Annotated in this window: 12 protein-coding genes; 2 read left to right on the top strand and 10 right to left on the bottom strand. The window is 70.6% G+C overall.

All coding sequences use genetic code 11. From position 1 onward, the window contains the following. Positions 1–1,083: an aminotransferase class V-fold PLP-dependent enzyme gene (locus Q9R20_RS12535; RefSeq protein ID WP_311249650.1), complete on the top strand. Its 1,083-nt coding sequence runs from the start codon at positions 1–3 to the stop codon at positions 1,081–1,083. Positions 1,084–1,142: 59 nt separating this feature from the next. On the opposite strand, the gene Q9R20_RS12530 is transcribed toward Q9R20_RS12535, so the two are convergent. The 5 genes from Q9R20_RS12530 to Q9R20_RS12510 form a co-directional block, all read right to left on the bottom strand. Continuing rightward, positions 1,143–2,384: an MFS transporter gene (locus Q9R20_RS12530; protein WP_311249649.1), complete on the bottom strand. Its 1,242-nt coding sequence runs from the start codon at positions 2,382–2,384 to the stop codon at positions 1,143–1,145. After that, positions 2,377–3,144: a fumarylacetoacetate hydrolase family protein gene (locus Q9R20_RS12525; RefSeq protein ID WP_295835571.1), complete on the bottom strand. Its 768-nt coding sequence runs from the start codon at positions 3,142–3,144 to the stop codon at positions 2,377–2,379. The genes Q9R20_RS12530 and Q9R20_RS12525 overlap by 8 nt, the downstream gene beginning before the upstream one ends. A gap of 228 nt (positions 3,145–3,372) precedes the next feature. Continuing rightward, on the bottom strand, positions 3,373–4,479 hold the full coding sequence (locus Q9R20_RS12520) for a branched-chain amino acid aminotransferase (protein WP_311249648.1): 1,107 nt from the start codon (positions 4,477–4,479) through the stop codon (positions 3,373–3,375). A gap of 52 nt (positions 4,480–4,531) precedes the next feature. Then, positions 4,532–5,581 (bottom strand): 3-isopropylmalate dehydrogenase, encoded by a 1,050-nt coding sequence (locus tag Q9R20_RS12515; RefSeq protein WP_311249647.1) that lies wholly within the window; start codon positions 5,579–5,581, stop codon positions 4,532–4,534. A 24-nt stretch (positions 5,582–5,605) separates the two neighbouring features. Beyond that, positions 5,606–7,144 (bottom strand): MFS transporter, encoded by a 1,539-nt coding sequence (locus Q9R20_RS12510; protein ID WP_311249646.1) that lies wholly within the window; start codon positions 7,142–7,144, stop codon positions 5,606–5,608. Positions 7,145–7,221: 77 nt separating this feature from the next. Here Q9R20_RS12510 and Q9R20_RS12505 point away from each other — a divergent pair, with 77 nt between their 5' ends. Then, on the top strand, positions 7,222–7,764 hold the full coding sequence (locus tag Q9R20_RS12505) for a TetR/AcrR family transcriptional regulator (protein WP_311249645.1): 543 nt from the start codon (positions 7,222–7,224) through the stop codon (positions 7,762–7,764). Between the two features lie 493 nt (positions 7,765–8,257). Here Q9R20_RS12505 and serA read toward each other — a convergent pair whose 3' ends face one another. From serA to ilvN, 5 genes are all read right to left on the bottom strand, one after another. Next, complete coding sequence (gene serA, locus Q9R20_RS12500) at positions 8,258–9,862, bottom strand: phosphoglycerate dehydrogenase (protein WP_311249644.1); 1,605 nt, start codon at positions 9,860–9,862, stop codon at positions 8,258–8,260. 170 nt (positions 9,863–10,032) lie between these two features. Continuing rightward, positions 10,033–10,371 carry a bacitracin resistance protein gene (locus Q9R20_RS12495; RefSeq protein ID WP_311249643.1) on the bottom strand — a complete coding sequence of 113 codons (339 nt, stop codon included), beginning with the start codon at positions 10,369–10,371 and terminating at the stop codon, positions 10,033–10,035. Continuing rightward, entirely contained in the window at positions 10,368–10,919 is a 552-nt protein-coding gene (locus Q9R20_RS12490) for a DNA polymerase III subunit gamma/tau (RefSeq protein ID WP_311249642.1), read from the bottom strand. Before Q9R20_RS12490 ends, Q9R20_RS12495 begins: the two co-directional genes overlap by 4 nt. Positions 10,920–11,131: 212 nt before the next feature. Then, entirely contained in the window at positions 11,132–12,157 is a 1,026-nt protein-coding gene (gene ilvC / locus Q9R20_RS12485; RefSeq protein ID WP_311249641.1) for a ketol-acid reductoisomerase, read from the bottom strand. Positions 12,158–12,270: 113 nt separating this feature from the next. After that, positions 12,271–12,780, bottom strand: a complete 510-nt coding sequence (ilvN, locus tag Q9R20_RS12480) for an acetolactate synthase small subunit (RefSeq protein ID WP_311249640.1) — start codon at positions 12,778–12,780, stop codon at positions 12,271–12,273. Between the last annotated feature and the right edge of the window lies 1 nt (position 12,781).

Below are 12,781 nucleotides of genomic sequence, written 5' to 3'. Positions count from 1 at the left end.
ATGACCGCCCTCGCCTCCCTGTTCGCCGGTGGCCGCGACTACCTCGCCGCCTGCACCGTCGGTCTGCCCTCGCGCGCCACTGTGCGCGCCGCACATGCGGACCTCAAGGCCGCGGCATCCGGTCGGCCCGACGTCGCCGCCGCGACGCGCGCGGTCGAGGACGCCCGCGCCGCCTACGCGCGGATCGTCCGCTCCCCGATCGGCGAGGTGGCGATCGCGTCGCAGACCTCGGTGATGGTGTCTCTCATCGCGGCGGCGGTGCCGGACGGCGCCGAGGTGCTGTGCCCCGAGGGCGACTTCGCGTCGCTCGTCGCTCCGTTCGCCCACGCCGGTCGCGGGATCCGCGTGCGCGAGGTCGCGTTGGCCGACCTCCCCCACGCGATGACGACCGACACATGGCTCGTGGCGTTCTCGCTCGTGCAGTCGGCCACGGGCGAGGTGGCGGATGCCGCCGGGATCGCCGCGGCGGCCGCTCGGGCCGGAGCCTTCACCCTCTGCGATCTGACGCAGGCCGCGGGCTGGCTGCCGGTGGATGCGACGATGTTCGACGCGACCGTCTGCCACGCGTACAAGTGGCTGTGCTGTCCGCGCGGCGTCGGTTTCCTCACGGTCGGCCCCGCGCTCTCTCCGCACCTGCGCCCGGTGCAGGCCGGCTGGTACTCGGGCGACGACCCGTGGTCGTCGTGCTACGGCACCGGCGGGACCCTCGCCCCGGACGCGCGCCGCTTCGACGTCTCGCCCGCGTGGCAGGCGTTCGTGGGAGCAGCCCCCGCGCTCGAGATGTTCGCCGACGCCGACATCACGGAGCTGTACGCGCACGCGACCGGACTCGCGGCCCGCTTCCGCACCGGCATCGGACTCGCGCAGCCGCTCCGGCCGTCGGCGATCGTGACCTGGCCGGATGCCACGGGGGAGGCGCTCGCGCAGCTCACCGCCCACGGCATCACGGCGTCCGGGCGCGCCGGCCGGGCACGCGTGGCGTTCCACGTGTTCAACGACGAGGCCGACGTCGATCGCGCGCTGCACGCTCTCGGCTGGGGTGCTCCCGTCGTGCTCGACTCCGCTCTCGACTACGCGATCTGAGGCGCGTCGGCCGAGTGAGGCCGGCACGGGCGTCAGCCTCGGAGGGGCAGAGCCGGGGCTCAGGCCCGGCGTATGCGCGCGAAGACGGCACCCGCGCACACCAGCGCGACGGGGACGAACGCCCACAGCGCCAGACCGCCGTAGCCGACGAGACCGAGGATCACTCCGGCGAGCACCGATCCCACCGCCGCGCACGCCGTCATGAGCGTGTCGCTGCGGCCCTGGCGCCGCGGTCGATCGGCGAGTGGGGTCGCCTCGGTCAGCAGCGCCGAGCCGGCCACCGTCGCCGCGCTCCACCCGAGTCCGAGCAGGACCAGCGCGACCAGCACACCGCCGGGGGCCTCGGACGACACCGCCGCCACCACCAGCGCGGTGGCGAGCAGCAGCTGGCCCAGCACGATCACCGGGATGCGCCCGAGCCGGTCGGCGAGCACGCCGAAGACCGGTGACAGCCCGTACATGCCGAACACGTGCAGAGCGATCGTGACTCCGACGGCGAGGGTGACGGCATCCGGGGCCACGATGTGCGACAGGTGCACCGGCGTCATCGCCATCACCGACGCCATCGTGACGTGGGAGGCCGCGACGGCGAGCATCGCGAAGCGCGCGAGGGCGGGACGGTCGGTCTGCGGCGCCGTCGGGGTCGATGCGCTGCGTTCCTGATCGAGGCGTTGCGCGAGCAGCAGCGGATCCGGTCGCAGCACCAGGACGTACAGCGCGAAGGCGCACACCTGTGCGGCGAACGAGAAGAGGTACGCGCCGGTCAGGCGCGGCATCCCGATACTCGCGCCGATGAGTTCGCCCGGGGCCAGCAGCAGCGGGCCGACGACCCCGCCCACGGTCGTCGCCCATACCACCGTCGCCAGATCGCGGCCGCGGCGTGCTGTCGTGGCCAGGTCGGTTGCGGCGAAACGCGACTGCAGCGTCCCGGCGTTGCCAGCACCGATGAGGGCGATCCCGACCAGCAGCAAAGGGAACAGGCGCACAGCCGCCGCCGCGATGACCACCGCGATACCGGTCAGCGCGGCGAGGTTGCCCGTCGTCAGTGCGAAACGGCGACCACGCCGGGCGGCCAGGCGCGCGAGCGGGATCGCCGTGAGCGCGGCTCCCAGGGTCACGGATGCCGTCGCGAACCCCGACAGAGCCTCCTGCCCCGAGAGATCGGCGGCGAGCAGAGCGCCGAGCGACAGCGTCGCCCCGAAAGCCACCCCGGTGAGCACCTGTCCCGCCGCGAGCACCCGCACCGTCCGGCGCTGGGTGACGGCGACGTCGACACCCGCCGGGGCGGCGAGCTCAGGCATCGCGCGCGGTGTTGCGCAGCGTTCCGATGCCGTCGATCTCGACCTCGATCTCGTCTCCCGCCGCGAACGGCCCCACCCCGGCGGGGGTGCCCGTGAGGATGAGGTCGCCCGGGAGAAGGGTGAAGACCGACGAGGCGTAGGCGATGAGCGCGGGGACGTCGTGGATCATGTCCGAAACCGGACCGTTCTGGCGGACCTCCCCGTTGACGCGGGTGGTGATCGATGCCGCGGCGAGGTCGAGATCGGTCTCGATCACCGGTCCGACCGGGCAGAAGGTGTCGAAGCCCTTCGCTCGCGACCACTGTCCGTCGGTGCGCTGCAGGTCGCGGGCGGTGACGTCGTTGGCGACGGTGTATCCGAAGACGTAGTCGAGAGCGCGCTCGGCGGGGACGTTCTTGGCGATGCGGCCGATGACCACGGCGAGCTCACCCTCGAAGTCGGTCTGGGAGCTGAGCGTCGTGGGGCGCACGATCGCGTCGCCCGGTCCGATGACGGAGGTGTTCGGCTTGAGGAACATCAGCGGCTCGGCCGGCGCCTCGCCGCCCATCTCGGCGGCGTGGTCGTGGTAGTTCTTGCCGATGCAGACCACCTTGGAGCGCGGGATGACCGGCGCGAGCAGAGCGACGTCGTGCAACGGCACGCGCTCGCCCGTCGTCTCGAACCCGGCGAACATCGGGTCGGCTTCGAGGACCACGAGCTCGCCGTCGTCGACGATCCCGTAGCGGAGGACATCCTGGTGGCTGAATCGAGCGATCTTCACCGTGCCAGCCTATCCGCGGGGTGCGGCGCGGCCACGGCGTCGTGTGCGCCCCCTCGAGAAACGCCGTCCGTCGTGAGAAACGCGGTGCCACAGCGTTTCCCGCCCGGGACAGCGTTTGTTGCCGCTGCCGGGGGCACGCGCGGGAGGCGACCACCGCAGCCGCCACGACGCGCCCGCGAACGGCAGAGGGGCCCCCGGCATCCGGGAGCCCCTCCGATCGCGTCGCGCTCAGGCGTCGAGGCGGTACAGCCAGCCGTGCTTGTCCTCGGCGCGGCCGTACTGGATGTTCGTGAGCTCCTCGCGCAGCTCGAGGGCGAGGGTGCCCGACGGCTGCTCGTCGATGAAGTCGCGACCCTTGAGGACGCCGATCGGGGTGACGACCGCGGCGGTACCGCACGCGAACACCTCGACGATGTCCCCGGATGCCACACCCTGACGCCACTCGTCGAGCGAGACGTTGCGGCCCACGACGTGGTGCCCGCGGTCACGCGCGAGCTGCAGGAGGGAGTCGCGCGTGATCCCCTCGAGGATCGAGTCGGACTGCGGGGTGACGATGGTGCCGTCCCTGTAGACGAACACGACGTTCATGCCGCCGAGCTCCTCGACGTTGCGGTCCTGGTCGAGGAAGACGACCTGGTCGCACTCGTTCTCGTAGGCCTCGGACTGCGGGAGCAGGCTCGCGGCGTAGTTGCCGCCGGTCTTCGCCGCGCCCGTGCCGCCCTTGCCCGCGCGCGAGTAGTCCTCGCTGAGCCAAATCGACACCGGCTGCACGCCGCCCTTGAAATAGGCGCCGGCGGGACTGGCGATCAGGTAGTAGGCGACCTTGTGCGCGGGACGGACACCGAGGAACGCCTCTTTCGCGAACATGAACGGGCGCAGGTACAGGCTCTGGTCGTCGCCGGACGGCACCCACGCGCCATCGACCGCGATGAGCTCCTTGAGCGACTGCAGGAAATAGGGCACCGGCAGCTCGGGCAGGGCGAGCCGGCGCGCCGAGCGCTGCAGGCGACGACCGTTCTGGTCGGGACGGAAGGTGTGCACCGAGCCGTCGGCGTGACGGTACGCCTTGATCCCCTCGAAGATCTCCTGGCCGTAGTGCAGGACGGCCGCGGCGGGGTCGAGCGAGATGGGACCGTAGGGCGAGACGCGCGGGCGATGCCAACCGCCGCGGACCGACCAGCAGATGTCGACCATGTGGTCGGTGAAGTTCTGGCCGAAACCGGGGCTGGCGAGGATGGCGTCGCGCTCGGCCGGGCTCTTCGCGGCGAGGTTGCGGGTGACGGCGAACTCGAGAGGGTCGAGTCCGGTGTCGGGGTCGGTGTCGATCGTGGTCATCTGTGATCCAAAACTTCTCGTGTGCGGGGCGACGCGGGCCGTGCGGTCCAGGTTACGCCTGGAGGCCCGCAACGATGGCGTCGCCGATCTCGGCGGTGCTGCGGTGGCCGGTGCGACGGGCGATATCGGTCTCGACCGCGCGGGTGACGCGGGCGGCTTCGTCGACGAGCCCGAGGTGATCGAGCAGCAGGGCGACGGAGAGGATCGCGGCCGTCGGATCGGCCGTCTGGGTGCCCGCGATGTCGGGCGCCGATCCGTGGACGGGCTCGAACATCGAGGGGAACGCGCCGTCGGGGTTGATGTTGCCCGAAGCGGCGAGGCCGATGCCTCCGGTGACGGCGCCGGCCAGGTCGGTCAGGATGTCGCCGAATAGGTTGTCGGTGACGATCACGTCGAAACGGCCCGGGTTCGTGACCAGGAAGATGGTTGCCGCATCGACGTGCAGGTAGTCTACGTCGACCCCCGGGAACTCGGATGCCACCGCATCGACGATCCGCTTCCACATGCCGCCGGCGTGCACGAGCACGTTGGTCTTGTGCACGAGGGTGAGCTTGTGACGGCGACGCTCGGCGAGGGCGAAGGCGTAGCGGACGACCCGCTCCACCCCGTAGGCGGTGTTCACGGACGTCTCGTTCGCGACCTCGTGGGGGGTGCCCCGGCGGATCGAACCGCCGTTGCCGACGTAGGGCCCCTCGGTTCCTTCGCGGACCACCACGAAGTCGATCTCGCCCGGCTCGGCCAGGGGGCCCGCGGCACCCGGGTAGAGCTTCGACGGACGCAGGTTGACGTAGTGGTCGAGCTCGAAGCGGAGCTTCAGCAGCAGACCGCGCTCGATGTTCGCGTCTTTCAGGCGCGGGTCGCCGGGCACTCCCCCGACGGCGCCGAGCAGGATCGCGTCGTGCGCGGCGATCGCGCTCAGGTCGTCGTCGGTGAGGGTGTCGCCCGTCTCGAGGAAGCGACCGGCGCCGAGCGAGAACGGGGTCTTCTCGAACGACACGTCTGCGCCGGCGGTGACGGCATCGAGCACCTTCACGGCCTCCGCGACGACCTCGGGACCGATGCCATCGCCCGGGATGACGGCCAGCTTCACGACACGCGACATCGCTCTCCTCAGAGCTCGGGCGCGTCACTTCGTCGACGCGCTACGGGATCCTCCCAGGGTAGTGGCAGCGATGACGGCGGCCACGACGATCAGCGCCGCGCCGATGAGGGCGGTGGTCACGACACCCGCGTCGAAGGCGTGCGCGGCGGCGAGACGCAGGGCTTCCGCCAGTGCGGCGTCGTCGAGGGTGTTCGACACGGCGACCGCCCCGGCGAGTGTTTCGCGTGCCGCCTGGGCAGCGGCATCCGGGAGTCCGGCGGGAAGGACGAGCTGCGCGCGGTAGAAGGCCGCGAGGATGCCCCCGAGCACGGCCGTGCCGAGGACGGCGCCGACCTCGTAGGCGGTCTCGGAGACCGCGCTGGCCGCGCCGGCCTTCGCCGAGGGCGCGCTGGAGAGGATGAGTTCGTTCGACACCGTCTCGGCGGCGCCGATTCCGATGCCGAGCAGACCGAAGGCCACGATGAGCAGGACGAGGTCGGCCGTGGACAGGGCGACCATGACGTACGCCACCACCGAGAACGACAGGGCGACGGGCACGACGATGCGCGCCGGGAACCGCTTCGCGACGGGGACGACCGCGAGCCCGGAGATGATCATGAGCACGAGCCCCGGCAGCAGCGCAAAGCCGGCGACCATCGGCGAGAGACCGACGACGAGCTGAAGGTGCTGCGCGACGAAATACAGGAACCCGACGAGACCGACCACGCTGAGCAGGTTGACCAGGATTGCGCCCGAGAACGTCCCCTGGCGGAACAGCGTCATGTCGAGCATGGGCGTGGAGAGGCGGCGCTGGCGGTGCACGAAGAGCCAGCCGAAGACGACTCCGACCACGAAGAGCACCGGGGCGAGCGACAGCGGCCCGTCGACCGCGAGCTTCTTGATGCCGTAGACGATCGGCACCATCGTCGCCAGCGAGAGCACGACGCTGACGGGGTCGAAGCGCCCCGGGTGGGGGTCGCGGCTCTCGGGCACGAAGAACGGGGCGAGCACCAGCAGCGGCACGAGAACCGGCACGGCCATGAGGAAGACCGAGCCCCAGGTGAAGTGCTCGAGGAGAAATCCGCCGACGATGGGCCCGAGTGCCGCACCCGCCGAGAAGCCGGAGGCCCAGACGGCGATCGCGATGCGGCGCTGGTCGCGGTCGCGGAAGATGCTGCGCAGCAGCGACAGCGTCGAGGGCATGAGCATGGCGCCGAACACGCCCATGAGGGCCCGACCCGTGATGAGCAGCGCCGCGGTGGGCGCGAACGCCGACAACGCGGACACCGCGGCAAAACCGGTCGCGCCGATCAGCAGCATGCGGCGACGACCGAAGCGATCACCCAGGGTGCCCATGGTCACGAGGAGGCCCGCGAGCACGAGCGGGTAGACGTCGATGATCCACAACTGCTCGATGCTCGAGGGCTGCAGCGACAGCGCGATCTCGGGCAGTGCGAAACTCAGCACCGTGTTGTCGACCGACACGAGCAGTACGGGCAGCATGAGCACCGCCAGCGCGAACCATCCGCGCCAGCCGGCGCGCGTCACGCTGATCTCCGAGGTGGGCAACGACGTGGTGAGCATTTCCGATCCGTTTCTAAACCGTCCAGCCGGTATAGTAACAGACGGCGCACGAATGCCGCCAGTACGATCGAGGAGTCATGAGCCGCCCCCCTCTCGCCCGCGAAGCCGTCCTCGACGCCTTCACCCGCATCCTCGTCGACGACGGCGAACGTGCGGCGACGATGGATGCCACGGCGAAGGCCGCGGGTGTCTCGAAGGGCGGACTGCTCTACCACTTCGCGTCCAAGAGCGCCCTCGAAGCAGCGCTGGTCGACCGACTCGAACAGCTCGCGCGCGAAGACGTCGACGAGATCGAACGCTCGACCGAGGGCGTCGTGGCCGCACATCTGCGGTCGTCTCAGAACACCGGGTCACCGCTGGACGTGACCATCCTCGCCGTCTCGCGACTCGCTCAGAACGGCAGCGATGCCGCCTCGGCCTCCCTGCGTCGCGTCCGCGAGCTCTGGGAGGACAGCCTGCGCTCGCACACCCGCGACGAGACCGCTCTGCAGATGGTCCTGCTGGTCAGCGACGGCCTGTATTTCAACGCGGTTCTCGATCTGAACGCCGTGCCCGGGCCCCAGCTCGAGGGGGCCGACCTCGACCGTCTCATCGACGCGGTCGTCGCGGCGACCACCTGACTCGCGCGCAACCGCAGCCATCCCGCGCGCGCCCCGACGGTCTGGCGCGACTAGGCGTCTCCCTGGCACTGCATCGCAGCGGCCGCTGCGGGAGGAGAAGCAGCGACGGGAGGACCGATCAGGCCCGCGGCATCCTCCACCGCCCGACTCTCCTCCGCCCCCACCCGAAACACCCCGCATCACTTTCGCCGGCGCGCAGCCCGCGACGGGAGGAGAAGCAGCGACGGGAGGACCGATCAGGCCCGCGGCATCCTCCACTGCCCGACTCTCCTCCGCCCCCACCCGAAACACCCCGCATCACTTTCGCCGGCGCGCAGCCCGCGACGGGAGGAGAAACAGCGACGGGAGGACCGATCAGGCCCCTGGCATCCTCCACCGCCCGACTCTCCTCCGCCCCGGGACACCCGCACGTGCGATCTCACGGCGCCTGCGCACGGAGCAAGAGAGGAGGGAGCCGCCGAAGCGACCCCCTCCCCCACGACGTTCCGAGGACTCAGCCCTCGACGATCTCGATCTGTCGGAACAGGTCGGCGCCGACGGCCTCGCGCATCGCGCCGAGGATCTCGTCGGGCACCGGCGAGTCGACCGTGAGCACGGAGAGCGCGCGGCCCGTGGCATCCGGAGCCGCCACCTGGAGCCCCGCGATGTTGATGCCCGCCTCGCCCAGCTTCTGACCGTAGATCGCGACGATGCCGGGGCGGTCGGCGTAGCGCATGACGACGTGGTGCTGAACGATGGGCACCTCGATCTCGTAGCCGTTGATCGAGACGACCTTCGGGACCATCCGCGTACCGGCGAGCGTGCCGGCGACCTCGAGGGTGGAGCCATCGGCCAGCGTGCCGCGGAGGATGGTGATGTTGCGGTACAGCGGGCTCTCGGTCTCGACGACCAGGCGCGCATCGACGCCGCGCTGCTCGGCGAAGAGCGGAGCGTTGACGTACGAGACGCTCTCGCTGACGATCCGGCTGAAATAGCCCTTCAGGGCCGCGAGGCGATAGACGCTGACGTCGTACTGAGCGAGCTCGCCGCGCACCTCGATCTCGAGCGAGGTCAGGGCGCTGTCGGCGAGGCCGCTGAAGAACTGGCCGAGCATCTCGACGAGCGCGATGCCGGGGCGCACGAACGGGTCGATCGCGCCGCCGGCGACATTCACGGCATCCGGGACGAGGTCTCCCTCGAGCGCCAGCTTCACCGAGCGGGCGACGGAGACGCCCGCCTTCTCCTGCGCCTCCTCGGTGCTCGCGCCGAGGTGCGGGGTGACGACGACGTTGGGGAGGTCGAGGAGCTTGCGCGCGGGGCCGCCCTCGGCCGGGGGCTCCGTCGAGAACACGTCGAGACCGGCGCCGGCGATCTCGCCGGTGCTGAGGGCCTCGAAGAGCGCCTCCTCGTCGATGAGGCCGCCGCGGGCGACGTTGACGACGTACGCGGTCGTCTTCATGCGGCGCAGCTGCTCGGCGCCGATCATGCCGGTGGTCTCGGGCGTCTTCGGCATGTGGATGGTGACGAAGTCGCTCTGCTCGAGCAGCTCGTCGAGCGAGACGAGCTGCACGCCGAGCTGCTGCGCGCGGGCGGCGGTGACGTAGGGGTCGTACGCGATCACGCGCATGTCGAAGCCCTGCAGACGAGCCGCGATGAGGGCGCCGATGCGGCCGAGGCCGATGATGCCGATCGTCTTCTCGAACAGCTCGGTGCCGGTGAACGAGCTGCGCTTCCACAGGCCCTGAGCGAGCGAGGCGTGAGCGGCGGGGATGCGGCGCGCGAGGCTCAGCACGTGACCGACGGTCAGCTCGGCGGCCGAGATGATGTTCGAGGTCGGCGCGTTGACGACCATGACGCCGGCCGAGGTGGCCGACTTGATGTCGACGTTGTCGAGACCGACGCCGGCGCGGGCGACGACCTTGAGCGACGGCGCCGCGGCGAGGGCCTCGGCGTCGATCTGCGTGGCGGAGCGCACGAGCACCGCGTGCGCGTCGGCGAGGGCCGAGAGCAGCGCGGGGCGGTCGGTCCCGTCGACGTTGCGCACGTCGAAGTCGGGGCCGAGCGCGTCGATCGTGGCGGGAGAGAGTTCTTCGGCGATGAGCACGACGGGCTTCGTCACGGATGCGTCCTTCGAAACGGTGCTGGGGATCGGCGCGCACCGCCGCACACCACCGGCGCGAGCCGGGCGCGCGACCCGTGCGGGCCGTCTGTCAGCCTAGCGCGGAGGCGGAGCCGCCCCCGACCGTGTGACGGCGGGCGACGGACCCCGGATGCCGGGACCCCGGCGGATCAGCCGCCGTACAGTCCGTACGAGGTCGTTCCGTACCCCACGATCGCGAGCCAGAACGCCGCCGACAGCGTCAGCCCCGCGAGCAGGGCGATGGAGAGCTCCCCGGCCTTGCGGCGCTGCCCGATCGCGAAAGCGACCCCGAACGCCGCGAGCGGAAAGACGATCGGCAGGATGTAGACGAACCAGCCCAGGCCGTTGAGCCCCAGCGGGCCGTCGACCTGCTGCACGAGCAGGGCCACCGAGCTCCACACGACGTAGGCGTAGAACAGACCGAACAGCCCCGAGATCGTGACGAGCAGCCACGTGGGCAGGTGACGGGTGCGGGCCGGAGTGCTCATGCGAAGGCTCCCAGCGACAGGAACGGCCAGGGAACGAGCAGCACGATCCCCACGATCAGCAGCAGGAAGCGCTGCCACGTGCGCCGGTTGCGGGTCAGGGCGAGCACCGCCACGAACCACACGAGGGGTGCGAGAGCCGCCCCGATGGTGAGCGCGATGACAGTGACGGACGGAATGGGCAGACCGAGTCCGTTCAGACGGAAGCCCGCGAGCAGCCACCCGATCGCGAAGAGCAGGAAGGTCGCGGCGACCATGCCGATGCCCACGAGGCCGACGTTGCCGAGCGGCGCCGCATGCTCGGCATCCGGATCGTCGTCGTCACCCGTCTCGGCGAGGGTCGGTTCGGCGACGGCCGGCTTCGCGGCGGCGGATTCGGGATGCCGGTTCACCGGCGCCGGAGCCTCGGGCTGCAGCGGCTCGAGGGGTTCAGCCTCGACCCGCGGCTCGGCGCCCGTCTCGCGCGTCGGCGCGTGCTTCTCGCCGACGTCGAGCGTGGGATCGTCGTCACCGCCCCAGGACAGGGCGTCGTCATCGCGCGGAGTGCTCACGGCTCCACGGTAGCGGCGCTCCCCCGCCACCGGGCCGCGCCCCGCCGGTCGGCGAAGGTCCGCGGCATCCGGGAACGAGACACCCGTCGGAGACGGCGAACGCCCCGGGAACCGCGAGGTCCCGGGGCGTTCGAGGGTGAGGATCAGCGCGCGGCCGAGCCCACCGCGATCGCCTGGGCGATCGCTATGGATGACGCAGCCTTCGGCGGAGGTCAGCGCGCAGCGCTGCCCTCCGTGTAGTCGCTGTCCTGCTGCTTCCACGCGAACAGACCGCGGAGCTCCTTGCCGGTCGCCTCGATGGGGTGACCCTGCTCCTTCTCGCGGAGCTCGAGGAACTCGGGGGCGCCCTTGTCCTGGTCGGCGATGAAGCGCTCGGCGAAGGCACCCGACTGGATGTCCGCGAGGACGGCCTTCATGCTCTCCTTGACGTCGGGCGAGATGACGCGGGGGCCCGAGACGTAGTCGCCGTACTCGGCGGTGTCGGAGATCGACCAGCGCTGCTTGGCGATGCCGCCCTCCCACATGAGGTCGACGATGAGCTTGAGCTCGTGGAGCACCTCGAAGTAGGCGATCTGCGGCTGGTAGCCCGCCTCGGTGAGGGTCTCGAAGCCGGCCTGCACGAGGTGGCTCATGCCACCGCAGAGCACGGCCTGCTCGCCGAACAGGTCGGTCTCGGTCTCTTCGGTGAAGGTGGTCTTGATGACGCCGGCGCGGGTGCCGCCGATGGCCTTCGCGTACGAGAGGGCAGTGTCCCAGGCCGAGCCCGAGGCGTCGCGCTCGACGGCGATGATGTCCGGGATGCCGCGGCCGGCGACGTACTCGCGACGCACGGTGTGGCCGGGGGCCTTGGGCGCGACCAGGATGACGTCGACGCCCTCCGGGGCGTCGATGTAGCCGAAGCGGATGTTGAAGCCGTGCGCGAAGGCGAGCGTCTTGCCCTCGGTGAGCTTGTCCTTGATCGAGTCGGCGAAGATCGACCGCTGGTGCTGGTCGGGCGCGAGGATCATGATGAGGTCGGCCCACTCGGCGGCGTCGGCGACGTTCTTGACCTCGAAGCCGTCTTCCTGCGCCTTGGCGGCCGACTTCGAGCCGTCCTTGAGCGCGATGACGACCTCGACACCCGAGTCGCGGAGGTTCTGCGCGTGCGCGTGACCCTGCGAGCCGTAGCCGACGATCGCGACCTTCTTGCCCTGGATGATCGAGAGGTCGGCGTCGTCGTCGTAGAAGATCTCTGCCATGAGGATGTTTCTCCTTGTGTCAGGTCCCTGAGCTTGTCGAAGGGACCGGGGGTTGTGGGACGTGTGAAGTTCGGGGTGTCGGGCCCTTCGACAGGCTCAGGGACCGACGGGGCTCAGCCGCGCAGGACGCGCTCGGTGATGCTCTTGCCGCCGCGGCCGACGGCGAGCAGGCCCGACTGCGCGAGCTCCTTCACGCCGAAGGGCTCGATGGCCTTGAGGAAGGCCCCGACCTTGCCCGAGTCGCCCGTGATCTCGATCACGATCGCATCGGGGGCGTAGTCGACCACCGAGGCGCGGAAGAGGTTGACGACCTCGAGCACGTTCGAGCGGCTGGCGTTGTCGGCGCGCACCTTGACGAGCACGTGTTCGCGCTGCACGGAGCTGGCGGGATCGAGCTCGACGATCTTGATGACGTTGATGAGCTTGTTCAGCTGCTTGGTCACCTGCTCGAGCGGGAGACCCTCCACGTCGACGACGACCGTGATGCGCGAGAGTCCCGGCACCTCGGTGACGCCGACGGCGAGCGACTCGATGTTGAACCCGCGGCGGGCGAACAGACCCGCGACGCGGGTGAGCAGACCCGGCTTGTCCTCGACGAGGAGGCTCAGAACGTGACGAGACATC

Source organism: Microbacterium sp. PRF11, from assembly GCF_031844085.1.
In the GTDB taxonomy this organism is placed as follows: domain Bacteria; phylum Actinomycetota; class Actinomycetes; order Actinomycetales; family Microbacteriaceae; genus Microbacterium.
Note: the sequence above shows the minus strand (reverse complement) of the source record. Positions and strands in the feature narration are given on the sequence as shown.

Bases quoted from the DNA above. Each gene is read 5' to 3' on its own strand.
- ilvC (WP_311249641.1), bottom strand. From the start codon at position 12,157: ATGGCAGAGATCTTCTACGACGACGACGCCGACCTCTCGATCATCCAG.
- Q9R20_RS12520 (WP_311249648.1), bottom strand. From the start codon at position 4,479: ATGACCACGATCGACACCGACCCCGACACCGGACTCGACCCTCTCGAG.
- ilvN (WP_311249640.1), bottom strand. From the start codon at position 12,780: ATGTCTCGTCACGTTCTGAGCCTCCTCGTCGAGGACAAGCCGGGTCTG.
- Q9R20_RS12515 (WP_311249647.1), bottom strand. From the start codon at position 5,581: ATGTCGCGTGTCGTGAAGCTGGCCGTCATCCCGGGCGATGGCATCGGT.
- Q9R20_RS12535 (WP_311249650.1), top strand. From the start codon at position 1: ATGACCGCCCTCGCCTCCCTGTTCGCCGGTGGCCGCGACTACCTCGCC.
- Q9R20_RS12530 (WP_311249649.1), bottom strand. From the start codon at position 2,384: ATGCCTGAGCTCGCCGCCCCGGCGGGTGTCGACGTCGCCGTCACCCAG.
- Q9R20_RS12510 (WP_311249646.1), bottom strand. From the start codon at position 7,144: ATGCTCACCACGTCGTTGCCCACCTCGGAGATCAGCGTGACGCGCGCC.
- Q9R20_RS12505 (WP_311249645.1), top strand. From the start codon at position 7,222: ATGAGCCGCCCCCCTCTCGCCCGCGAAGCCGTCCTCGACGCCTTCACC.
- Q9R20_RS12495 (WP_311249643.1), bottom strand. From the start codon at position 10,371: ATGAGCACTCCGGCCCGCACCCGTCACCTGCCCACGTGGCTGCTCGTC.